The sequence below is a fragment of the Pontibacter lucknowensis genome (assembly GCF_900156415.1).
GTDB lineage: Bacteria > Bacteroidota > Bacteroidia > Cytophagales > Hymenobacteraceae > Pontibacter > Pontibacter lucknowensis.
Genome location: NZ_FTNM01000002.1, coordinates 745689 through 769498, shown reverse-complemented (window position 1 = coordinate 769498; position 23810 = coordinate 745689). Strand labels below are relative to the sequence as shown.

The following is a 23810-nucleotide window of genomic DNA, read 5'->3' as shown; positions in this document are numbered from 1 at the left end:
TCTTGAGTCATGGATTAGCATTTTTTTATAGCCTATTATATGTTAGCAAAAGCAATCTCAAAACTCCTCTTCAAAATTGCAGGCTGGAAACTAAACGGGAACCTGGCTCCAGACCAACGCCGATGCGTGATGGTAGCCGCACCACATACCAGTAACTGGGATTTTATTTTCGCCCGTGCCGCGTTTTACATGATGGAGGCGCCTATTCGTTTTACGATCAAAAAGGAATTCATGAAATTCCCTTTTGGTGGTCTTCTCAAATCGATGGGCGCTTTGCCTATTGACCGTTCAAAGAACACACGTATGGTAGACGCCATGATCAAGATCATCAAGGAAACACCTGGCGATATGTGTGTGCTCGTAACACCGGAAGGCACCCGCAAATACCAACCGCGCTGGCGACTAGGCTTCTATCATGTTGCTGTAGGTGCCGGTGTACCCATCGTGTTAGGCTATGTCGACTATGCTAAGAAGGAAGCAGGTATAGGACCGTCTATTTACCCAACGGGAGATATAGAAGCAGATCTGGAAAAGATTAAGGCTTTTTACCGCACCAAACAGGGCAAATTTCCTGAAAATGGTGTGCTGTAATGTGTTGAGTTGCATTAAGCTGAATTTCAAATGAACATAGAAAATCTAAGAACCTTTTGTCTGGGCCTGAAAGGTGTAACGGAAGATGTGAAGTGGGGAAATGACCTATGCTTTCTGGTTGGTGGCAAAATGTTTTGTGTCACGAACCTGGAAGGCGCTCCGAGTGTGTCTTTCAAAGTATCTGATGCAGATTTTGATGAACTTTCGACTTCTATAGGTATAATTCCCGCCCCCTATATGGCCCGTAACAAGTGGGTGCAGGTACAGTCCTGGGAGAGACTTAGTGTGCAGGAGTGGGAAACTTATGTTAAACAGTCATATGAAATGGTGAGGTCAAAACTCACAAAGAAGCTGCAGAAAGAAATTGAAGCTTAACAGCAGTAATTTCAATCCATTTATAAAGCAGAAGAGCCGCTGATAATCAGCGGCTCTTCTGCTTTACGTACGGTGGTTTTTTAGGCGATCTGTCTTAGATCCACTGGTATAACCCGTGATATACCTGCCTCAATCATGGTGATGCCATACATCACATCTGTGGAAGCCATTGTGCGCTTGTTATGGGTTACTACAATGAACTGCGACTCGTTGGAGAAGGTCCGGATGATGTTGTTGAACTTGTCAATATTGGCATCATCCAGCGGTGCATCTACTTCATCGAAGATACAGAAAGGAGCTGGCTTGAGCAGATAAATGGCAAAGAGAAGGGAGATAGCCGTCAACGTCTTCTCACCACCTGACAACTGGTTGATGGTCAGCGGTCGCTTGCCTTTCGGCTGTGCCATGATCTCAATGCGAGAGTCCAGTGGGTTCTTTGGATCCGTAAGTACCAGGTCACAGTTATCTTCTTCCGTAAACAGGCTGCGGAACACCCGGATGAAGTTCTGCTTGATCTCGTTGAACGAAGACAGGAACTTCTCCTTCGCTACAGTATCGATTTCGTTGATGGTATCGATCAGGGCATTTTTGGCGTTCACCAGGTCGTCACGTTGCTCTGTGATAAATCTGTTTCGCTCTTCTATCTCGACATAGGCCTCTGCTGCCATGGCATTCACAGGTCCCATTCTGTCGAGCGATGACTTAATTTCAGAGATGTTCTTGTTCAGTTCCTCATTGCTCAGCTGGAACAGGCCATCATGCTCCATTTCAGGTATAGGCTGCTCCAGTTCTTCGGTGGCAATGTTGAATTCTGCCCCCAAACGCTCCTGCACCGATACAAGCTTGATGCGTGTATCATTGATGGTCTGCTGCATGCGCATCAGTAGCTCGTCTGCGTTCTGGCGCTTGCGTTGTAGCTCCCGTATGGTCTTATCTTTCTCGTCCAGTTCGCCGCGCAGACTGAAGTATTTCTTCTCTACGGCATCCAGTTCGTAACCAAACTCACGGCGGGCTTCTACCATGGTCTGCACCAGTGCCTCGTTCTCTTCAATGAAATCAATCGCTTCAACCGTTTCTTCTTCGGATTTTTGGAGTTCCTGTCGTAGGCCGGCTATGCGCTCCTGGTTGGTCTCCACAGTTTTCTGCTTGTAGCTGATTTCCTGTTGCAGCGATCCGAAGCGGTTTTTGAGCTGGTGGAACTGGATGTTCTCCTGGTTATACATACCTGAGATCACCGTGATCTGCTCTTGCTGCTGGTTGATCTGAGAATTCAGTACTGCCAAGCGCTCCTCCAGCTGCTTCAGCTCCTGCATGTCTTCCTCCGCCTGTGGCGACACCTGCTGGCTTTGTACATACAGGTCATCAAGACGCTGCTGCAGTTCCTGCTGCTTCTGATCGGAGTTTTTACGGTTCTGCTGGTGCTGTTCGTTCTTAATGCGAACTGTGAGCAGGTCCTGCTGTAGTTTGGCAACCTCTTTTTCCAGTTGTTTGATCGCCTCCTTCTGTGACTCGCTGCGGTAATTGAGCAGGATCTGCTGCTGCGCGTTGATGCGGCTTTGCATCAGTTCCGTCTCCTGCTGGAGCTGCTCCAACTCTTCAGCCAGCTGCTCCAGGTTTTGCTTACGCCCCAGGCGACTGCCATCAAAAAGGCCTACCGACCCTCCGGAGAGACTAAGCGGCTTCTTGATGGCAGAGCCATCCTTCAGGATGATGGTACGGTAGTCCTCTGCTGAGAAGTCTTCTTCGGTTTCGTCGCTGATGTACACGTTGCGCAGCATGTACTTAAGCAGGCTGCTGTATTTCTTATCAGCTTTTACTACCTCAAAGGCTGCTTTCAGGGAACCGTCGCTAAAGGTAGCGGCTGGCTCCAGTTCTTCGATCTCGGAGAGGATGATAAAGTTTGCGCGTCCCTTGTTGTACTGCTTGAGTAAAGCGATTGCCTCCACAGCATCCTGCAGCTCATCTACCACAAAGAAGTTCATGTAAGGCTCCAGGTAACTTTCGATAAGTGACTTGTACTCAGGTTCACATACAATGATATCCGATAGGAGAGGAGCCGGTTTGCTCCAGTCATCAGACTGTGCCAGGTATTTGATCGCCTCCGGAAAACCTTCCATGTTCTCGACCAGCGATTTGGTCAGGTTGTACTGGTTCTGACGAGCGTCACGCTTGCGGTTAAGTACCACCAACTGCTCTTTCAGCCCCTCTATGTCAGTTTCTGTTTTCTCGATATTGTGCAGCAGCGACTCTTCCTTGGCCTGCAGACTCACAAGGGTAGAGGTCTTTTCCTCTAATTCAGCCTGCGCCTCCTGTAATTGTTCCTGCAGCACAGCGGCTTCTTCTTCAGCAGTAAGTTGTTGCTGACGTAGCTGCTCCAGGTCCTGTGTCAGGTTCTGGATCTGTACCTGGCTGATTTCAAGCGATTTGTTCAGTTGAAAAACTGCATTCTGCTTACTGCGCTGTTCCTGGGTCAGTTCCTGAAATGCCTCCTGTAGACTCAATTTTTGTTCATTGGCTTCCTGCAGTTGCTCTTTTAAGGTATTCACCTGCTCTTCGGCACCTGCAAAGCTGTCTTGTACCTGTATCAGTTCATCGCGCAGCTCTACGATGCTTTCCTGGGTATGCTCCAGATTGGCCGTGTCCTGACTGATCTGCTGGCGCAGCTGCGTCATGCGTTCCTTGAGGAAGTTGCTGCGTTCAGATTTGAGTTTTATATCATTTTCCAGCTGGCGCAGTTTGGCCGTTTGAACCTGCATGGTTTTCTGCATCTCGGCCAGTTGCTCCTGCGTCAGGTTCAGTTCCGCTTTCTGGTCGGCTATGGCATCTTCAGCTTCTGTTACAGCCAGCACATAACTCTCTTTCAACTCCGTTTCACGCTGTACATCCTGGTCCAGGCGCTCCAGTGTCTGCTGGTACTGGTTGATGTTGCGGCGCGCATATTCCAGGCTGAATTTTTTATAGTCATCCTTTAATTGGAAGTACTTAATTGCCTGTTTTGCCTGACGTTCCAGCGTTTTCATATTCTTGCCAATCTCGAAAAGCACGTCTTCCACCCGCTCGAGGTCAGCATCAGTTTCTTCTAGCTTCTTAAGCGTCTGTTTCTTGCGCACCCGGAATTTAGAGATACCAGCAGCCTCTTCAAACAGCAAGCGGCGGGAGTTCTCCTTATCGTTCAGGATCTCGTCCACCATCTTTAACTCGATGATAGCGTAGCTGTCGGAGCCTATACCTGTGTCGAGGAAGAGTTCGTTGATGTCTTTGAGGCGGCAGGTCACGCCATTGAGCATATACTCACTGTCGCCGTTGCGATAATACTTGCGGGTAACGGTTACCTGGGAGTACTCCGTAGGGAGGATGCCCTTGTTGTTGTCGAAGGTGATGGATACTTCGGCCATCTGCACCGGCTTGCGGGTTTTGGAGCCGTTGAAGATGACGTTCTCCATTTTATCCGAGCGCAGGTTGCGGGTCTTCTGCTCTCCTAACACCCAGCGTATGGCATCCACGATGTTGGACTTGCCGCAGCCATTTGGCCCAACTATACCTGTGATACCTTCATCAAAATTAATGACGACACGGTCGCCAAAGCTCTTGAATCCTTTAATCTCTAATCTTGATACTTGCATTCGCGTCAGCGGAATCTATTCAAACCAAACTCAAAAATAAGACTAATTTGTTTACCATGGCGCAAGGGAACAGTATAAATATGCAGGAAGTATGCAGACGGAATACTTTATTTCTGCTATATTTGATAAGAGACTGACAGCATGGAAGATTTTAAACTGATCCTATACATACTGGCCATTGTGGCTTATTTCATCTACACGGCCTGGCGCAAAGCCTTCAACACGCCGGACGATGATGGCAGGCCGCCTGCCCCCCAGGAACGATCGCCACAGGAGCGTCAGGCTCCTCGACCCATACCTACAGCACAAACACAGCCCCGCCAGCAGCGCCCATCAGCTCCTGCTACTTCGTTTGAGGATATTCTGCGGGAGATGCAGAGCAAAATGGAGCGTGCCAATGAGCAGAACAGAGCACCTGTAGAGAAGCCGAAGCCAGTGCTGCAGCCAGTTTTGCAGCCTACTGCCAGGGAACAGAAGCCACCGCGAGCATTATCATTAGAAAATCCGGAGCAAGCCCGACTTTACAACCAGCAGAGGAAGGAGCGCATTGCAGCCGCAGATGCTTTGTATGAAGCCAAGAAGCAGGAGCGGATAGCGGTACCTAATGTGTATGCTCAACTGCTGCACAATCCGCAGTCCGTTCGTCAGGCGTTTATTCTTTCTGAGATATTCAACCGGAAGCAGTACTAGTGCTTACTTAAGCTATAAAGTAGGATTGTAATTCACACTTACTACTTATAAAGCTAAAACCGATAAGCTAGACTATACCTATAGGAATACCCTACAAGTACTGTGTGAGGGCATAGGCCAGAATGTTGGCTCCCATCTGCAGCGCTTCCTGTCTTTTATTTTCTGGATCATTGTGTACCTCAGCATCCTCCCAGCCGTTTCCTAAGTCTGTTTCGTAACTGTAAAAGCACACCAACCTGCCCTTGTGGATGATACCGAAGCCCTGTGGTGGCTTGTTGTCATGCTCGTGAATCTTTGGTAAGCCGTTCTTGAAAATATATTTCTGACTGTAGATCGGGTGATCAAAAGGCAGCTCTACGAACTCATACTCCGGAAACACTTTCTTCATTTCTTTGCGGATGTACTGGTCCAGGCCATAATTGTCATCGATATGCAGGAAGCCTCCGCTGGTCAGGTAGTTGCGCAGGTTCTGTGCTTCGGCATCTGAGAAAACTACGTTCCCGTGGCCTGTCATGTGCACAAAAGGATAGGTGAATAACTCGGGGCTCCCGACTTCCACTATACCTTCTTCTGGCGCGATGTTCATGTTCAGATTCTGATTGCAGAACCTGATCAGGTTTGGCAAAGAGGTTTTGTTTGCATACCAGTCTCCGCCGCCGTTATACTTGAGCTTGGCTATCTTAAAGCTGTACTTTTGCTGTGCGCCCAGTGAGCCACAAAGCAGGACAAGGTATAGGAGGAGGAGGGTGCGTTTCATGTATAGGTTTTCTTGAGTTTATAACGGGGCGTAAATATCGTGTAGTACGTGTAACGTATGGCAAGCGACCAAAGCGGCCGTTTCGGTCCTCAACCTGCTCTGCCCCAGTGTAACAGGCCTTATACCCAGATCATAGGCAGCCTTTATTTCCTTAGGCGAGAAGTCTCCTTCCGGACCGATTAGTATGCAATGCTGTCTGTCTGGTCTGTAGTAGTCCCTGATAGATTTGGTAGCATCGTCTTCCAGGTGTGCTATAAAGGTATCTTCCGGTATGCAGGATTTGATAAAATGCTGGTATGGCGTCAGCTCGTTCAATAAGGGAAGGTACCCTTTCTGGGACTGCTTCATAGCACTGACCGCTATTTTCTCGATGCGATCTAATCGGAGCTGTTTACGCTCTGAATGCTCACATTCCAGAAAGGTGATGGCGCTAACTCCGATCTCTACGGCTTTCTCTACAAACCACTCGATCCGGTCCATGTTTTTGGTAGGTGCCACGGCGATGTGCACATAGTAGGGGAGTTTGCCATACTCGAGCTGCTTGTCTATTATCTGCAGCTGACAGCGCTTTTGGTGCGCATCCTGAATAATGGCTGTGTACATGCCCCCTCGTCCGTCTACCAGGTATACCGTATCCCCCTGATGAAGCCGCAGCACACGCGTGCAATGCTTTGATTCATCTTCAGCCAGGGTATAGATTTCGGAATTGATGTCAGGGGTATAGAATAAGTGCACGGTATATTCAGTTGATTTCGATGCCAGATAAAGGTATACGAATGTAGCTAATTTTATAACAAGGAAACAGCTCCATTTTCATAAAAAAAGCCTTTCCGCTTTAGCAGAAAGGCTTTTTTTATATTACTGAGACAAATTAGTCGATAGACACTTCCACCTGGGGTGCACCGGCCATGATGTCTTCACTAGCAAAGTCAGCGTACTTGCTGAAGTTTTTCACAAACTTAGCAGCCAGGTCAGTTGCCTTCGCGTCATACTCTTCTTTGTTAGCCCAGGTATTACGAGGGTTCAATACTTCGTCTGGAACGTTAGGGCAGGTGTTCGGCATTTCAACGCCAAACACAGGGTGCTTCGTGTACTCCACGTTATCCAGCTCACCGTTTAGGGCAGCTGTGATCATTGCACGTGTATAAGGCAGTTTCATGCGTGAGCCTACACCATATGGACCACCAGTCCAGCCAGTGTTCACGAGCCATACATTCACGTTGTTCTCGTTCATTTTCTGGCCCAGCATCTCAGCATACTTGGTCGGGTGCAGCGGCAGGAAGGCTGCTCCAAAGCAGGCGGAGAAAGTAGTTTGTGGCTCTGTCACGCCAACCTCAGTACCGGCCACTTTGGCTGTATAACCAGAAATGAAGTGGTACATCGCCTGGCTGGTGTTCAGCTTAGAGATTGGAGGCAATACACCGAAAGCATCTGCTGTCAGGAAGAAGATGTTTTTCGGGATATCCGCTCTGGATGGCTCGATCGCATTGTCGATATGGTGGATTGGGTAAGCGGTGCGCGTATTCTCTGTTACAGAGTTGTTGGTATAGTCAACTGTGCGTGTACCTTCTACAAAGCGCGTGTTCTCCACGATAGCGCCAAACTTGATGGCATCCCAGATCTGTGGCTCTTTTTCACGCGTCAGGTCGATTACCTTGGCGTAGCAACCGCCTTCAAAGTTAAACACGCTGTCTGCTGTCCAGCCGTGCTCGTCGTCGCCGATCAGTCCACGGTTCGGGTCAGCTGACAGCGTTGTCTTACCTGTACCTGACAAACCGAAGAAAATAGCCGTGTCACCGTCTTTGCCCACGTTGGCAGAACAGTGCATTGACAAGGTATTCTTTTCCTCAGGCAGGATATAGTTCAGCACGCCGAAGATACCTTTCTTCATCTCACCTGCGTAGCCTGTGCCTCCGATCAGGATGATGTTGCGGGTAAAGTTGATGATGGCGAAGTTAGACTGGCGTGTGCCGTCTACTTCGGGGTCTGCCTCAAACTCAGGGGCACAGATAATCGTGAAGTTGGGATTGTGGTCTTTAAGCTCTTCTTTCTCAAGACGCAAGAACATGTTGTTGCAGAAGAGGTTATGCCATGCTTGTGTGTTTACAATGCGCAGGTTCAGACGGTAGTCAGGGTGAGCACCGGCATAAGCATCGCGCACATAAAGTCGACGATCCTTCAGGAAGTCGATCATTTTGTCGTAAAGTTTGTCGAATTTCTCAGGGTCGAATGCAATGTTGATGTCGCCCCACCATACGGTGTTTTCGGTTTTAGCGTCTTTTACCACAAAGCGGTCCTTAGGAGAACGACCTGTGAATTTGCCTGTGTCACACATCAGGGCGCCAGTGTCAGTGAGTACGCCTTCGCCATTTTTCAGAGCCTCTTCCACTAGCTCGGCAGGAGTGAGGTTCCAAAGCACTTCTTTCGCTTCTTTGATGCCCAGGCTCTCCAGACCTACTTTACCTGATTTAATACCAGATTCTTTCATTTGAAAATAAAGGGTTTTAAGTGAACTGTTTGTTTCACAACGGTGCTACAAAAATATAAAATATTAGATATTAAAATAAGATTAGTCGCTATAATTAAAAAAGAGGTCTGCAAATGACGTTGCCCCAAAAAATATTTGTCTGTAAGTGTTTAAACCGATATATTTACCTTCTTTGTATGCTCAACTAAACTAAACAATCAACTAACAAATCCTATGTCTTATAAAGAACATACGCTTACTGACCAGGTAAGTGAGCAAAATGCACCGATTGGCGCTGACCCGACCGGCCCAGAGATGTTCGGGCATCCGAAGGGACTGTTCTACCTTTTCTTTGCCGAGCTCTGGGAGCGCTTTAGCTTTTACGGTATGCGCGCCCTGTTGGTGTTATACATGGTGAACAACCTGTTTGAGTCTTTTGCAAACCGCGATGAGATTGCAATTGGTATCTACGCAGCTTATGGCGCCTTAGTTTATGCTACTCCTGTAATTGGCGGTATGATCGCCGATAAATTAATCGGTTATCGTAAAGCTGTAATGCTGGGTGCCGTTTTGATGGCCTTGGGCCACTTTGCCCTTGCAATAGAGCACCCTATTTTCTTCTACGGTTCCCTTGCCCTTTTGATTGTTGGTAACGGTTTTTTCAAGCCAAATATTTCAACGCTCGTTGGTACGCTTTACAAAGAAGGTGATACCCGTCGCGATGCTGGTTTTACCATTTTCTACATGGGTATCAACATCGGTGCGATGGTGGCGCCACTTGTTTGCGGCTGGCTGGGTATGGAATATGGCTGGCATTACGGCTTCGGCGCTGCCGGTGTCGGTATGTTGCTTGGCTTGATCATGTTCTGGCAGGGAGGACGCAGCGGCGTTTTCGGTAACAACGGTCTTCCACCGGAGCCTGCTGTTATCAAGGAGCGTGTAGCAGGTGTGACGAAAGAGGCATGGGTAACCATCCTGAGTTTCCTTTCGCTGCCTGTTTTCGGTCTCCTGTTATTCAATGGTACACTGGATCTGCCAGGTTTTGGTACAACAGTTTTTGATGGTTCGATCATGCACATCGTGATGAACTATATCCTGCTTCCAGTTATCACACTGGTGTTAATTTACAACCTGGTGAAAGTGGACAGCGTAGAGCGTCAGCGCCTGTTTGTGGTAATACTACTTACGTTCTTCATTACCGTGTTCTGGTCGTTCTTTGAGCAGGCGGGTTCTTCACTTACCCTGTTTGCAGAGCGTAACGTGAATTTGACGTTCATGAACGCGGCTCAGACCAACTCGATCAACCCATTCTTCATCATCCTGTTTGCACTGCCGTTCTCGGCTATGTGGGTATTCCTTTCCAAGCGTCGTGTGAACCCTTTCACGCCAGTAAAGTTTGCCTTAGGTATAGCACAGTTAGGTCTGGGCTTCCTGATCTTCGCATGGAGTGCCAACTATGCCGACGCGGATGGTAAGGTATCTATCTGGTTCCTGATCCTGGGTTATATGTTCATCACAACTGGTGAGCTTTTCATATCCCCTGTAGGCCTTTCTAAAGTGACGGAGCTATCTCCTAAGAAGATTGTGGCCTTTATCATGGGTATCTGGTTCCTGTCCTCTTCTTTTGCGCACTACATTGCTGGCCTTATTGCCCAGCTCACCGCGGTAAGTGGTGGTGAGGGCGAAGCTGCCACAGGTATGGCTTCTCTGATGGTTTATACAAGCGTATTTGAGCAGATCGCATACGTTGCCTTTGGCTTCGCGGTGCTTGCTCTGTTGCTGACTCCGATCATGCGTAAGTGGATGCACGGTATTCACTAATCTGCAGAATATAGTATTCAAGAGAGCCCGCACTTTAACTAGTGCGGGCTCTTTGTTTTTATAGTGCAATTTGTGATATTGCGAAAAATTCCTAAAATACGACAAATTGCTTGATATATAGTTATTTACTGGTATTTATGAATTTAGACTTTTAGCTATATTACTATTTTCATGCATTTCTTAGTCAAGCATCTTCTTTCAGCTGCTGTTCTATTGCTTGTTACTACCTCATGTGAGGTAGAAACGACTGCCATCACGGAAACTGATTCTCCCACTCCGGAGCCACCAGTCACCACTTATACTATCAAGAAAGGAGAGCACGCCACTAACAGCCAGTTCAGGTTGGTCCAAAACTCCATCATCCGTTTTGAAGCGGCTTTTGACAGCTCAGCCATTTATACCACAACTATACCCAATAACCAGGCAGACATTAATAAACTGTATGGCTTGTCAGACTGCGATACAGACCACCACACCAACAGTGCTCGTTTTGGCTGGCGCTGGTATAATAATCGTCTGGAGATTCACGCTTATACCTATAGCAACAAGCAGCGCAACACAGCCTATATTACTTCGGTACAACCCGGCCAGTCGAACAGGTATGAATTAGAAATGGGAGAGAAGGAGTATACCTTCAAGGTAAATGACACCAGGATTACGCTGCCCCGGTACTGTGCCACAGCAAGCAGCCATTATCAGCTATACCCATACTTTGGGGGCGATGAAACGGCACCACATGATGTCACAATTAAGATCAGAGAATTATAGCTATACCTAATGCATCAGCTATCTTAAAACATAAAGCCCCGGACCAAAAGGCCCGGGGCTTTATTATTATCAGACTATGGGAGTCGATTACATCATGCCGCCCATTCCGCCCATGCCACCTGGCATGCCGGCAGGAGCACCACCTTCTTCAGAAGGCTCTTCTGATACTACACACTCAGTAGTAAGCAGCAGACCAGCGATAGAAGCAGCGTTCTCAAGCGCCAGACGAGTAACTTTCGTTGGGTCGATGATACCAGCCGCAAACATGTTCTCGTACTTGTCGTCACGGGCATTGTAGCCATAGTCAGCCTTGCCTTCGCGAACTGCCTGTACCACTACAGAACCTTCGCCACCTGCGTTGGCTACAATCGTACGAAGCGGAGACTCAAGTGCAGTTTTAATGATGCTTACACCTGTCTGCTCGTCAGCATTGTACACGTCTACGTTGTTGAGGGCATCCAGGGCACGGATCAGGGCTACGCCACCACCTGCTACGATACCTTCTTCAACGGCAGCTCTTGTTGCGTGGAGCGCATCGTCCACACGGTCTTTCTTCTCTTTCATCTCAACTTCAGTAGAAGCACCGATGTAAAGGATAGCCACACCGCCAGACAGTTTAGCCAGACGCTCCTGCAGTTTCTCTTTGTCGTAGTCAGATGTAGTAGTCTCCATCTGTGCTTTTATCTGGTTTACGCGAGCGACGATATCATCTTTCTGGCCAGCACCATTTACAATGGTTGTGTTGTCTTTATCGATGATCACTTTTTCAGCCTGACCTAAGTAGTCAAGTGTCGCGTTCTCCAGTTTATAACCGCGCTCTTCAGAGATCACAGTACCACCAGTCAGGATAGCGATGTCTTCCAACATGGCTTTTCTGCGGTCACCGAAGCCAGGAGCTTTCACGGCTGCGATCTTCAGGGAGCCACGCAGTTTGTTTACTACCAGTGTAGCAAGCGCCTCGCCGTCCACATCCTCAGACACGATCACAAGACCTTTACCAGTCTGTACCACCTGCTCCAATACTGGAAGCAATTCTTTCATGGTAGAAACTTTCTTGTCGTAGATCAGGATGTAAGGGTTGTCGAACTCCGCTTCCATTTTCTCTGGGTTAGTCACGAAGTAAGGAGACAAGTAACCACGGTCAAACTGCATACCTTCAACAGTTTTCACCTCAGTTTCTGTACCCTTTGCTTCTTCCACAGTGATCACACCGTCTTTACCAACCTTGTCCATCGCATCAGCGATCATTTTACCGATCTCGGAGTCATTGTTGGCAGAAATAGTACCTACCTGGGCGATCTCAGAAGAGTTTTCGATTTTCTTAGACTGTGTACGCAGGTTCTCAACAACAGCGTGAACCGCCTTGTCGATACCACGCTTCAGGTCCATTGGGTTAGCACCTGCGGCTACGTTTTTGATACCGGCTGTGTAAATAGCCTGGGCCAGCACAGTGGCAGTAGTCGTACCGTCGCCAGCCTGGTCAGCTGTTTTAGAGGCAACCTCTTTTACCAGCTGAGCGCCCATGTTCTCGATCGCGTCTTTCAGCTCAATCTCTTTCGCTACAGATACACCGTCTTTTGTGATCGTAGGGGCACCAAATTTCTTATCGATGATTACGTTGCGGCCTTTAGGACCCAAGGTAACTTTTACAGCATTTGCCAGTTTGTCAACGCCAGACTTAATTTTGTGGCGAGCGTCAGCATCAAATGTGATGTTCTTAGCCATAGTTATATCTCTTTGGTTTTGGTTAAATGGAATAGATTAAAGGATAGCCAGGATATCTGACTCACGCATGATCAGGTAATCGTTGCCGTCAACAGAAATCTCTGTACCTGCATACTTGCCATACAACACCTGGTCGCCAACGGCAACCTGTGGCTTCATCAGAGCGCCTTGCTCAGATACTTTGCCCTCGCCTACAGCCACGATCTCACCGCGCTGTGGTTTCTCTTTAGCAGTGTCCGGAATGATGATACCAGACTTCGTTTTTTCCTCTGCTGCAGCAGGAGCTACAATCACTCTGTCTGCTAATGGTTTAATGCTGATTGACATAGTTTGTTATGTTTTTAGTTTTTGTGGTTAATGATTTAACGTTGAAACCATACTGTCCCTATCATTTCCTGTGCCAAGGCTGTTTTCCTGCCAATTTGGGTCATTTTAGCAGTTCAAATTAGTTCCCTGTCTGACAAATTTGTCAGGTACTGTCAGTCAGCAGCTATTTGTCAGTTCGTGCTGGTAGGGGAAAGGGCAAAATAAAAAAGCCGGCTTTGAAGGCCGGCTTTCAATTTGTCAGTTCTTTATTACTGTGCAGTGTCTACCATTTCAGGTATCTCACCCGTTCCCGGGATTGACATGTCTTCTTCACCTTCAGCGCCTGGCAGGGCTGGCACTGCCGGAGTACCCATCTGGCGGGCACGCTCTTCGTTTACGCTGCGGATAGTAGATTCAGTATTGGTGTCGATCATCATGTGCGTACCTAGTGTCAGTACAACCAGTGCGATTGCGAAGCCCCATGTCAGTTTCTCGAGCAGGTCGCCTGTGCGCTTTACACCCATCAGCTGGCTGGCACCGCCACCACCAAACTGGCTTGAAAGTCCGCCTCCCTTAGGATTCTGGGCTAGTACTACTAAAACAAGAAGTACGCAAATGAAAAGAATGATACTGATTAGGGCGATATACATTTTATGTTATGTTTTGTAATTTCTCGATCTGTTCGGCAAAGTAAGACTTTTTTTCCGGATATTTCAAAATAAGCTGTTCATAAATTTTAACAGCCTTTTTAGGCTTTCCTTGTTGGATAAAGATGTTGGCCAGACTTTCAGAAGCCATTCCCTTCTTTATTTTAGAGCTCTTGAGCGACAAATCCTCCTGTGGCTCAGGCTTTAGCTTCAGGTTGGCCATGGTCTTGAGCTTCGGATTCAGCTTGAGAAACTGGTCGATAATGTCAAGCTGCTTGCTGAGCACGTGGGCAGTAGGCTGTATCGCTTTTTCGAGTTCGTGGGTTTTGCTATACTCTAAAATCAGCTCCGGGTGGAAGCTTTGAGGACGTGACCGGGTATAGTCATCCTTCAGCTGCAGCACCTCGCCCATGCGGCTCGAGCCCATCCAATAGCCCAGTGCATCTTCCGCGTATAGTCGGTCTATCTCGTCAAAAGAATAGTTGATCTCGGCATCTTCCGCGCTTGCTAGAGCAGGTTCGTCTGCTTCTTCAGCAAATATGTCACTGTCAGATTCTGTATTCTCCGCTTCTGATGTGTCAGTATTGAAAGAATCGGCCTGGTATGCTTCTGCCTGGGGAACAGGTATAGCCTCTTCCTCCGTTTCAACTTCAATTTCAACATGCTGATCTTCCGCATCGGAAGCCACCAGGTCTGTCTGCTGAGTTTCTTCCAGTTCATGCAGCACTTCAGCTGCTTCTGTCAGGTGGGCATGCTCCGTTTCCTGCTCTCCTGCTTCAAGGCTTTCTTCTTCCCGCTGGCTCAGCAGGTCGGTGGAAGAGGAGCTGATGCTGTTAAAGGTGAACAGCAAGGCCAGTTCAGAGTCTATTTCTGCATCAGGCGATTCTGTTTCTGGTTCGGATTCTAGGTATAGACTTTCCTCAACAGGAGCAGGGGCGTATACTTCTTTCAGTGTTTCTTCTGGGGTTGAAGCCTCAGGCTCAGGTATAGCTTCTGATGTTTCAGCATCTTCTGTTACGGCCTCTTCAGCAACAGCCACTGCTGTGTCGTTTTCCTGATGTGTTACTGTATCAGAAATTATAATTTCCGCTTCCGCTTCCAGGGCTGTTTCTTCGGCATAAGCAAGTTCCAGGACAGGAGAGGTATAGATGATGCGCTTCAGGAGCTGGCGGTCTGTTGCGTAGGCAGAAGCACGGCGCAGACGCTGCGTGGAGAGCATGCTGCCTTTGTCATAAGCTGACTTTGCCAGCAGCAGATGGGCCGTCTGGCAATAGGGGAAGGTAGCCGCCACCTGCTCCAGTTCGCTTTGCTGCTGGTCAGAAATGTCGGATACCTGCTTGATCAGTTTAAGAAAGGCAGATTTATTCATGTAAAGGTGATGATGCTATGTTATGACTACCAGTTTGCAACCGTCTTGTTAAACACATCAGCCACAAGGCGATCGGTCATGCGGTCAATGGCCGCAGGCGGAATGCTGGTGATGTCCACGTTTTGAGGAAAGTCCTCTGTGATCGTAAACTGCTGATCAAAGTCCTGCTCCGGATCTTTTGCGTTAGTAAAGCGGATCTGGATGCCCATGGTAAGGCGGTTCAGCGTCGCCTGGTCAATGTTGCCGTCCCGTTGCACAGCGGCTGGAGTCAGTGTAAAACTAACAATCTGTCCTTCCAATTGCAAGTCGCCGTCGCGTTGCAATACAGTTAAGTTGGTGTTGCGCTGATAATAGTTTCGGAAACTGTTCGTCACCACCTGTGTCAGGTTAGAAGGACCTTCGCCGGCACTGTTCTCAAAGTTCTGAATCGAAATGGTCCGGATGTCGGGGGAGATGGAAGTGCCCGTAAATGAGTACACCCCGCAGGCGGTGCAGCAAAGTGCCAAAAGAAGGCTCAGGCATATAGTGAGGCCCTTAGTTCTCGATATCATATTGCTTTAGTTTTCGGTAGAGGGTTCTTTCGGAAATACCCAGGTCATTAGCCGCGTACTTCCGTTTGTTGTTGTGCTTCTTGAGCGCTTTCAGGATCATTTCCTTTTCCATCGACTCCAGCGAAAGGCCTTCGTCCTCGGTTTCATGGGAAATGTCTTCTACTTTTTCCTCGTAGTCTTCGTCGTGACGGGACTGCTGCACCGGCAGGTAATAAGGTTCAGGCTGTTCTGTGCCCTTGTAAGGACGCACATGGTGGCCTACCTGCTCTATGTTCTCAAAAAGATGGCTGTGCTCTTTCAGCAGTTCGTTATCACCTGGTTGACGCGTCATGAGCTCGAACACGAGTTTTTTGAGCTCCGATACATCACGGCGCATGTCAAAAAGAACCTTGTAAAGCAGGTCGCGCTCCGAGAAGGACTGGTCTGCACCGGGCTCTTTTGCCAGGAGTGCCGGCACCTGGCTACCACCCTGCTCACGTGGGAGGTAGTGCCGCAGTTTGTTGGCATCCAGTTCACGGTCGTACTCCAGCACCGAGATCTGTTCTACAATATTCTTCAGTTGGCGGATATTGCCCGGAAAGCGAAAGCTCAGAAGCTCCTCCACAGCATCCTGCGTCAAGGTAATGGGTTTGACCCGATAGCGTTCAGCAAAATCTGAAGCAAACTTTCTGAATAGCAGGTAAATATCCTCACCACGTTCACGTAATGATGGAACTGTGATAGGAACCGTATTGAGACGATAGTAAAGGTCTTCCCGGAAGCGGCCTTTCTCTACTGCATTGATCAGGTTCACGTTGGTAGCGGCAACCACACGCACATCAGTCTTCTGCACTTTGGAAGATCCTACCTTGATAAATTCTCCGTTTTCGAGCACACGCAGCAGGCGGGCCTGCGTACCAAGTGGCATCTCACCGATTTCGTCGAGAAAGATCGTACCGCCGTCTGTTACTTCAAAGTAACCCTTGCGTGTGTCTGTGGCGCCGGTAAAGGATCCTTTTTCGTGACCGAAAAGCTCTGAGTCAATAGTGCCTTCAGGTATAGCGCCGCAGTTGATGGCGATAAACTGCCCATGTTTGCGCGGACTCAGGTGGTGAATGATCTTTGAGAAAGACTCTTTGCCGCTGCCGCTCTCACCTGTGATCAGCACAGTCATATCGGTAGGGGCCACCTGGGCCGCCACCTGTATGGCGTAGTTAAGCAAGGGTGAGTTGCCGATGATGCCAAAGCGCTGTTTTATACTCTGTATATCGATATTGCGCATTATTTTTTTGATTTGAAGATTAGACGAGCTGGAAAAATTCCAACCCTAATCTACCGCTTCGCCGAAGAGTGTGCCTACGGAGCAGTCGTTGACGAATACATTCACATAATCGCCCTTCTTGTAATGCTTCTTGTCGAAGATCACGACTTTGTTCTGGTCGTTGCGTCCGCTCAGCTGTTGAGCTGATTTTTTGGAGAAGCCCTCCACCAGCACGCGGTGCACGCGGCCCACGTCACGCTTGTTCCGGTTCAGAGAGCACTCACGCTGCTTTTCGATGATCTCTGCCAGACGACGCTTCTTCACTTCCAGCGGAATATCGTCTTCCAGTTTGCGGGCAGCCAGTGTGCCTGGGCGCTCTGAGTAGAAGAACATGTATGAGTAGTCGTACTGCACGTAGTCCATCAGCGACAGGGTATCCTGGTGCTCTTCTTCTGTTTCGGAGCAGAAGCCTGCGATCATGTCCGAAGAGATGCCGCAGTCTTCACCCAGTATGGCACGGATAGCGTCTACGCGGTTCAGATACCAGGCACGGTCGTAAGTACGGTTCATCAGCTCCAGTACACGGGAGTTGCCACTCTGGGCAGGCAGGTGTATGTATTTACAGATGTTGTCGTACTTTTTCATGGTATACAACACCTCGTCAGTAATGTCTTTGGGGTGGGAGGTAGAGAAGCGCACACGCAGGGCCGGGCTGAGTTTGGCCACCATTTCCAGCAGCTGCGCAAAGTTTACATACTCAGTGCCGTCTTCTGACGCCCATTTATAAGAGTCCACATTTTGTCCCAGCAGCGTCACTTCCTTGTAGCCCTGTGCAACCAGTGCCTCGGCTTCCCGCACGATGGAATGCGCATCACGGGAACGCTCACGCCCGCGTGTGAATGGCACTACGCAGAAAGAGCACATGTTGTCGCAGCCACGCATGATGGAGATAAAAGCACTTACCCCGTTGCTGTTCAGACGAATCGGGTTGATGTCGGCGTAGGTTTCCTCACGTGAGAGAAGCACATTCACGGCCTTCTGGCCACCATCCACTTCATTGATCAGGTTGGGCAGGTCGCGATAGGCATCTGGACCAACTACCAGGTCCACGATTTTTTCCTCTTCCAGCAGTGATTTCTTTAAGCGTTCCGCCATACAACCGAGCACGCCAATTACCATAGAAGGTTTTTTCTTCTTGAAGTAATTGATCTGACCCAAGCGATTGCGTACGGTTGTCTCCGCCTTCTCGCGGATGGAGCAGGTGTTGAGGAACACCACATCCGCCTGCTCGATGTGAGCTGTAGTGTCGAAGCCCTGTTCAAACATGATGGACGACACGATCTCGCTGTCTGAGAAGTTCATCTGGCAGCCGTAGCTCTCGATATAAAGTTTGCGGGTCTTGCCGGTATTGGTTTCAGCCGTTACTTTGGTATCGCATGAAGCGGCTGCAGTAGCCTGTTCAGGGGTGCGGTTATCTATAAAATCTAAATCAACGATTGGGTCCATGCTTCAAAAAATCTCTTAGGAGGTGCAAATATACTATAATCCGCTGTAAAACGTGACAGAATGGCAGAGGAATTCTTTAAATCTAATGTGCTTATTCAAGCCCTAAGGCTTTCCGTATACCTTGTGCTTTGAGCAGACACTCTTCATACTCCTGCTCAGGTATAGAGTCATAGGTAATGGCGCTGCCCACCATGAACGACAAATAGCCTGTTGTAGCATTGTATTGCAGACTTCTGATCACCACATTGAAGTCGAAGTCCTGATCAGGCTTCAGGTAGCCGAAGGCGCCTGAGTAGAGTCCGCGTTTGGTTACTTCAAGCTCTTCAATGAGCTCCATGGCCCTGATCTTGGGTGCACCGGTCATGCTTCCCATCGGGAAAGCCCCTTTCAGTGCATCTGCGACCATGCATTCGGGGTGCAACTCTCCACTAATAGTCGAGATCATTTGCGAAACCTGCCGGAAGCCGTAAATGCCGAACATTTCTTCGACCTGAATGGTGCCCGTGGCGCAGGAGCGGCGCAAATCATTGCGCACCAGATCCACGATCATCATGTTTTCGGCCAGTTCTTTTTCGTCATGCCGCAGTTGCTGCTGTAGCTGTTGGTCCTCCTCAGGTGTAGTACCGCGACGGATCGTCCCCTTAATGGGCTGTGAGATCAGTTTGCGTCCTTCTTTCTTGAGAAAACGTTCCGGTGAGGCGCAAAGCAGGTATAGATCGCCATACTTCAGGAAACCTGAAAATGGAGTAGGCGAAAGGGCGTTGAGTTGCAGGTATAGTGATAAGGGTGATATTTCCGCTTCCTCGGCATAAAATTCTATGCAGTAATTCAGTTCGTAAACTTCGCCATCCCGGATATAGTCCCGCACCCGCTCTACATTCCGTATGTAGTCTTCCTTCTGCACTCGCTGCTGGAGCTGAAGCGGGGATACAGAGAAGTCCTCAAGTATAGGAGTCGCTAGTATCTGCTGTAAAGAATCTTGAATATTATTAGCTTTGCTGTTGATGATTAGGCTGCTTTTATTAAAGTGAAGGTATAGCTCTGGTTCAAAAAGGAATATGTCCGGAAAGCCTACCGCATCTGCATTGTGGCTGCTTAGATTCTCTATTTGGTTCTTGAGGTCATAGCCCAGGTAGCCGCACCATAGCGCTTGCTTTGCCTTGTGTTTATCCTGAAGTTCCTCGAAGACGTTCTCCTGCTCCCACTTGATCGGCTCTCCGTCCGAAACCGCGATCAGATCATCAAAGCCATGGTATGGATAGGGGATGTCATTGGAGGTATAGCTGGCTACTAAGCTAAACTGCTGCGCCCAGGCAATAGCTTTCTGGCGAAGGAGGACTAGCGAGCAAGGTATATCTGTCAGTGAAATGGTTTGGGTGTAAGCCATGGTATTACAGCTTGTTAAGCGTTTGGAGAGCCAGCTTGGCTTTACCGTCAATGCTATTTTTGTAATCGTGTCCTTTGTAAGCAAGGGCCCGGCTGAACCATTGCCTGGCCAGCTCAGGTTTTTGCTCGTCCTGGTAAATGTAGCCCAGTTGTAAAGCTGAATAGGGAGCAAAATAAAGTGTTGTCTGCCGGCTTGCCTCTATGGCCTGTTCATAGTGCTGTTTGGCCTGCTGCAACTTTTCCATGCCGTGGTAGATACGGGCTTTGCGGTAATAATACTCAGCACGTTCAGTAGGGGCTGTATCCTGCTTCATCGGCATTTGGTTGAGCATGCCAAGGGCTTCCTGGTAATAGCCTCCGTCGGATTGCAGTCGGGCCAGCATCAGGTAGCGGTTAGGCTTTACCTGCTCTTTGGCAAAGCGGGCGGCATAAGCATCTTCCTCCATCTCGGTTCGCCCTGCAAGCCCTATCTGTGTCAAATGCTTTTCTGCCTGCTGTGCATGACCGCCCAGCCAGTGAGCCAGGTATAGCTTGTAGTTGGCTGCCTTTAGGTAGTGCTCTCCTTTGTGTTGCGTCAAAAACAGTTGATTTAACTTTATGGAGTTGTTGAAATCGCCTTTGTACAGGTATAGATCTGCTGCCATGTGATGCAGGTAGGGAAAGGAAAGATAGCCGGCCTGATGTGGTCTGCGCTGGTATACCTGCAAGGCAGTTTCACTCTTTTTGGTCTTTTTAAGCACATGCATTGCTGTGAAAGCATAAAGAAGGTTGTTCGGGTGCTGACGGCTTAGCTGAAGCATGGAGCTGCCAGCCACTTCATCTGCCTCCGGATCAACCAGGTGTAGCAACAGGATCTGCAAGAGCTGCGCTTCTTCCCGGAAAGGATTGTCTCTGGTGGCGGCTGCCTTCAGGTTCGCCATACCTGTTTCGATACTGCCATGCATCCCGATGATGTTTAGCAATACACGGTAGGAGTCAGGCACCGAACCAATCAGGACCTGCAGGGCACCGAGTGTTTTGCGGTTTGGCAGAAAATCCGGGTACTGCCGGTTGTTGGCGCTGTATTGCAGGTAAGCCTGTCGTAAATCCCAGGCGGCGCCCAGCTTATTGCCTTGCAGCAGTTTGCTTAGGGCGATCTGCAGGCGCACTTCGGCCAGGGCATAACCAACCCAAGCAGAACTCTCCTGTAGGCTGCCAAGTTGTTGCAGTCGCTTTTCCTGGCGGGTCAGTAAACCAGCGTAGACCTCCGGGTTTTGCTGAATGGCCCATGTTAGAAAGTCCTGCTGGTTGGCGATCAGGATCGCGGCGGCATTGTCAGGATGATGCAGGAGTTCCTGCTGGATCAGACGGCGCCCTTCTGGAATGCGCAGGCTGATGGTTGCCTCGTAGGCCTGTCGCATGATAGGACCGTAGACAGAGGTCGCCTGGGCAGGGAGAGAAAGGAACAGGGATAGCAACAAAAAAAAAGGATGGGCAAACGCCATCCTTTTTCTATATGTATGCAAGCGCATAACGCTCAGCATGCTGTCATTTAGTAGATGCGCTGCTCAACACCAGCCATGATACGGCCGCAGTGCTCGCAAACGATTACTTTTTTCTGAGCCGCAATATCAGCCTGGCGCTGAGGCGGAACTGTGTTGAAGCAACCACCGCAGGCATCACGCTTCACCAGTACTACTGCAAGGCCGTTGCGCACGTTCTTACGGATACGGGTATAGGCGCTCAGTAGACGGTCTTCGATCTGCTGTGCAGCATTGTCACGGTCTTTCTCCAGGTTCTTTTCCTCTTCTTCGCTCTCGGCTACGATCTGGTCAAGCTCGTGCTTCTTGTTGTCAAGGTCTTTGCGACGCTCTTCCAGACGGTTTTTCGTGCCTTCAATCTCGTTGATCTTCTGCTCGATCTGGTAGTGTGCTTCTTTGATTTTCTTCTCTGCGATCTGGATTTCCAGTTTCTGCAGCTCGATCTCTTTCGTGATGGCGTCGTACTCGCGGTTGTTGCGTACGTTTGTCTGTTGGTCTTCGTACTTGCGGATCAGACCTTCAGCGTCCTTGATAGACTGCTTGCGTTGGGCAATGCTGTCGTTGAGTGCGGCCACTTCATCGTCAAACTTACGAACCCTTACCTCATAGCCCTCAATTTCATCTTCCAGGTCCTGAACCTCTTCAGGGAGGTCGCCTCTTACGCGTCTAATTTCATCAAGCTGCGAATCGATACTCTGAAGCTTTAGCAGTGCTTCTAATTTGCTGGCTACCGTACTTTCCATGTAGTTAATAGGTGTATCTGATAGGGTTTGTGTTTACTTCCGATAAATAGACTGCAAAATTAGTAAAGTTTTTGGAAATTGTATCATAAAAAATCTCCTTTGTAAATACCTCACTTTCATAGTGTCCGATGTCAGCAATGAGCAGGCGGTTCTCTGCGTCGAAGAATTCGTGGTATTTCACGTCGGCTGTCACAAAGGCGTCGGCACCCTGGCGCAGGGCGTCTTTTATCAGGAAACTGCCGGAGCCACCACAAACCGCTACCCGCTTGATTTTTTTATCACCCACCGGGGTATAGCGAACACCCGGCAGCTGCATATGTCTTTTCAGGTAGACCAGAAAGTCCTGCTCCGCCATAGGCGTTTCCAACTCCCCGATCATCCCGATACCTACTTCCTGATTGCTGTTCTCAAGCAGGGTCAGAAAATGCGCCACTTCCTCGTAAGGGTGCGCCTCCAGCAATGCCTGCATAATACGCTGCTGCTTGAAGGCCGGGAAAATCACCTCCACCCGGTTTTCCTGTACCTGTTCCGGCTTGCCTTTCTCGCCAATGGTAGGATCTGCTTGTTCAGAAGGAAGAAAGCGACCGGTGCCCTGAACCTGAAAACTGCAATCGCTGTACTCGCCAATCTGCCCGGCGCCGGCTTTATGTATAGCGGCCAGCACCTCGTCGGTATTCTCGACGGGAACAAAAAAAGCCAGTTGCATCAGGGTATGGGGCTTGTAACTGAGCAGGCGGATGTTATGCAGCTTCAGCTTTTCTGCGATCTTGGCATTCACGCCATTGTGTACGCTGTCCAGGTTGGTGTGGCAGGCGTAGATGGCGATGTTGTTTTGAATGGCCCTGATAATGGTGCGCTCCACATAGCTGCGCCCCGTCAGACTCTTAAGGCCTTTAAAGATGACCGGGTGGTGTGCCACGATCAGGTTGCACCCTTTGGCAACAGCCTCTTCTATAACCGCTTCAGTACAGTCCAGGGTCAGCAGCACGCCTTTTATTTCGTCGCTGGCGCTGCCAGTCTGCAAGCCGGAGTTGTCGTAGCCTTCCTGGTAAGGAATAGGGGCGTACTGTTCCAGCACCTTTATAATATCGCCAATGGTGTTCTTATCTTTCATAGTCTGGTCTGCTTTTAAAACACCAAATTACGAAGTTCGGTACAGCCCTGAAAATTTAAAGTACCTGGAGTTGCAGATAACCTGTATCGGGCTGGCGCTTGAGCTCTTTGCCATTGAAGTAAAAAGCGGAGTAAGTATAGTCGGTATAGCACTTGCCCCGGTTCACGGTATAGGCGATGTCCAGGGTGTCGGTGTTCAGGTTGTTGAAACGTAGTAGCATGCGTACCCTCGACTTGGTGTACATGACCGGGTAGGTCTCAAAAATCAGGTTATTCACTGTTTCATCAGTGCCGGTAAACAGGTAGTTAAATGGCTCCCCATCAAGTATCAGTTGAATAGAATCTGGATGGATGCCGGCAGCCGGATTATTGAATGGACTGCTGCCCGAGGCGTCCACGAGGTAAAACGAAACAGGGGCAGGCGGATCGGAGCGCATGGTGGCACAGGGAGTACAGGCTGAGGTGCCAAGCAGCAGAACGAGTGCAAAAAGGGTAAGGGTACGGCTTGTTTTCATGTGAAGAAAAATGAGGTCGGATATTGCAAGTATTAAATATAGTGTATTCAGGGTATACAAATCAAGTCCGGGCAACAGGCTTTGCTCATATTTCTAT

General features: G+C 49.0%; 21 protein-coding genes. 5 read left to right on the top strand and 16 right to left on the bottom strand.

Translation table 11 applies throughout. The features are described 5' to 3' along the window. Positions 1 to 39 precede the first annotated feature (39 nt). Positions 40 to 591: a 1-acyl-sn-glycerol-3-phosphate acyltransferase gene (locus BW972_RS09485; RefSeq protein WP_007659301.1), complete on the top strand. Its 552-nt coding sequence runs from the start codon at positions 40 to 42 to the stop codon at positions 589 to 591. A gap of 30 nt (positions 592 to 621) precedes the next feature. Further along, positions 622 to 966: an MmcQ/YjbR family DNA-binding protein gene (locus BW972_RS09480; protein WP_007659299.1), complete on the top strand. Its 345-nt coding sequence runs from the start codon at positions 622 to 624 to the stop codon at positions 964 to 966. A gap of 80 nt (positions 967 to 1046) precedes the next feature. On the opposite strand, the gene smc is transcribed toward BW972_RS09480, so the two are convergent. Next, positions 1047 to 4589, bottom strand: coding sequence for a chromosome segregation protein SMC (gene smc / locus BW972_RS09475; RefSeq protein WP_076421919.1), 3543 nt, complete (start codon positions 4587 to 4589; stop codon positions 1047 to 1049). Between the two features lie 141 nt (positions 4590 to 4730). Here smc and BW972_RS09470 point away from each other — a divergent pair, with 141 nt between their 5' ends. Beyond that, on the top strand, positions 4731 to 5279 hold the full coding sequence (locus tag BW972_RS09470) for a hypothetical protein (RefSeq protein ID WP_076421918.1): 549 nt from the start codon (positions 4731 to 4733) through the stop codon (positions 5277 to 5279). 91 nt (positions 5280 to 5370) lie between these two features. Here the strand turns inward: BW972_RS09470 and BW972_RS09465 are convergent, their stop codons facing one another. The 3 genes from BW972_RS09465 to pckA all read right to left on the bottom strand — a co-directional run bounded on the left by BW972_RS09465 (position 5371) and on the right by pckA (position 8524). Beyond that, positions 5371 to 6036, bottom strand: coding sequence for a DUF4159 domain-containing protein (locus BW972_RS09465; protein WP_076421917.1), 666 nt, complete (start codon positions 6034 to 6036; stop codon positions 5371 to 5373). An 18-nt stretch (positions 6037 to 6054) separates the two neighbouring features. Next, a complete protein-coding gene (locus tag BW972_RS09460; protein WP_007659294.1) occupies positions 6055 to 6771 on the bottom strand; it encodes a 16S rRNA (uracil(1498)-N(3))-methyltransferase in 717 nt (238 codons plus the stop codon). Between the two features lie 136 nt (positions 6772 to 6907). Next, positions 6908 to 8524, bottom strand: a complete 1617-nt coding sequence (pckA, locus tag BW972_RS09455) for a phosphoenolpyruvate carboxykinase (ATP) (RefSeq protein ID WP_076421916.1) — start codon at positions 8522 to 8524, stop codon at positions 6908 to 6910. 213 nt (positions 8525 to 8737) lie between these two features. Here pckA and BW972_RS09450 point away from each other — a divergent pair, with 213 nt between their 5' ends. Beyond that, on the top strand, positions 8738 to 10324 hold the full coding sequence (locus BW972_RS09450; protein ID WP_076421915.1) for a peptide MFS transporter: 1587 nt from the start codon (positions 8738 to 8740) through the stop codon (positions 10322 to 10324). A 171-nt stretch (positions 10325 to 10495) separates the two neighbouring features. Beyond that, positions 10496 to 11092, top strand: coding sequence for a hypothetical protein (locus tag BW972_RS09445; RefSeq protein WP_234986339.1), 597 nt, complete (start codon positions 10496 to 10498; stop codon positions 11090 to 11092). Between the two features lie 87 nt (positions 11093 to 11179). Here the strand turns inward: BW972_RS09445 and groL are convergent, their stop codons facing one another. From groL to BW972_RS09385, 12 genes are all read right to left on the bottom strand, one after another. Next, a complete protein-coding gene (groL, locus tag BW972_RS09440; RefSeq protein WP_076421913.1) occupies positions 11180 to 12817 on the bottom strand; it encodes a chaperonin GroEL in 1638 nt (545 codons plus the stop codon). Between the two features lie 36 nt (positions 12818 to 12853). Next, complete coding sequence (gene groES, locus BW972_RS09435; RefSeq protein WP_007659288.1) at positions 12854 to 13144, bottom strand: co-chaperone GroES; 291 nt, start codon at positions 13142 to 13144, stop codon at positions 12854 to 12856. Positions 13145 to 13392: 248 nt separating this feature from the next. After that, positions 13393 to 13773, bottom strand: coding sequence for a preprotein translocase subunit SecG (secG, locus tag BW972_RS09430; RefSeq protein ID WP_076421912.1), 381 nt, complete (start codon positions 13771 to 13773; stop codon positions 13393 to 13395). A gap of 1 nt (position 13774) precedes the next feature. Then, positions 13775 to 15139, bottom strand: a complete 1365-nt coding sequence (locus tag BW972_RS09425) for a hypothetical protein (protein WP_076421911.1) — start codon at positions 15137 to 15139, stop codon at positions 13775 to 13777. 26 nt (positions 15140 to 15165) lie between these two features. Beyond that, entirely contained in the window at positions 15166 to 15690 is a 525-nt protein-coding gene (locus BW972_RS09420) for an LptE family protein (protein ID WP_076421910.1), read from the bottom strand. After that, complete coding sequence (locus tag BW972_RS09415; protein WP_076421909.1) at positions 15674 to 16951, bottom strand: sigma-54 interaction domain-containing protein; 1278 nt, start codon at positions 16949 to 16951, stop codon at positions 15674 to 15676. Before BW972_RS09415 ends, BW972_RS09420 begins: the two co-directional genes overlap by 17 nt. A 45-nt stretch (positions 16952 to 16996) precedes the next feature. Continuing rightward, the gene (gene miaB / locus BW972_RS09410) at positions 16997 to 18436 is read right to left on the bottom strand and encodes a tRNA (N6-isopentenyl adenosine(37)-C2)-methylthiotransferase MiaB (protein ID WP_076421908.1); all 1440 of its coding nucleotides are present in this window, start codon (positions 18434 to 18436) and stop codon (positions 16997 to 16999) included. A gap of 91 nt (positions 18437 to 18527) precedes the next feature. Continuing rightward, on the bottom strand, positions 18528 to 19823 hold the full coding sequence (locus BW972_RS09405) for an anthranilate synthase component I family protein (RefSeq protein ID WP_076421907.1): 1296 nt from the start codon (positions 19821 to 19823) through the stop codon (positions 18528 to 18530). A gap of 4 nt (positions 19824 to 19827) precedes the next feature. Next, the gene (locus BW972_RS09400) at positions 19828 to 21282 is read right to left on the bottom strand and encodes a tetratricopeptide repeat protein (RefSeq protein WP_234986338.1); all 1455 of its coding nucleotides are present in this window, start codon (positions 21280 to 21282) and stop codon (positions 19828 to 19830) included. Between the two features lie 71 nt (positions 21283 to 21353). Continuing rightward, a complete protein-coding gene (locus tag BW972_RS09395; protein ID WP_076421906.1) occupies positions 21354 to 22085 on the bottom strand; it encodes a zinc ribbon domain-containing protein in 732 nt (243 codons plus the stop codon). Between the two features lie 4 nt (positions 22086 to 22089). Continuing rightward, complete coding sequence (locus BW972_RS09390) at positions 22090 to 23199, bottom strand: Nif3-like dinuclear metal center hexameric protein (RefSeq protein WP_076421905.1); 1110 nt, start codon at positions 23197 to 23199, stop codon at positions 22090 to 22092. Positions 23200 to 23254: 55 nt separating this feature from the next. Beyond that, on the bottom strand, positions 23255 to 23713 hold the full coding sequence (locus tag BW972_RS09385; RefSeq protein ID WP_076421904.1) for a hypothetical protein: 459 nt from the start codon (positions 23711 to 23713) through the stop codon (positions 23255 to 23257). Positions 23714 to 23810: the final 97 nt, after the last annotated feature.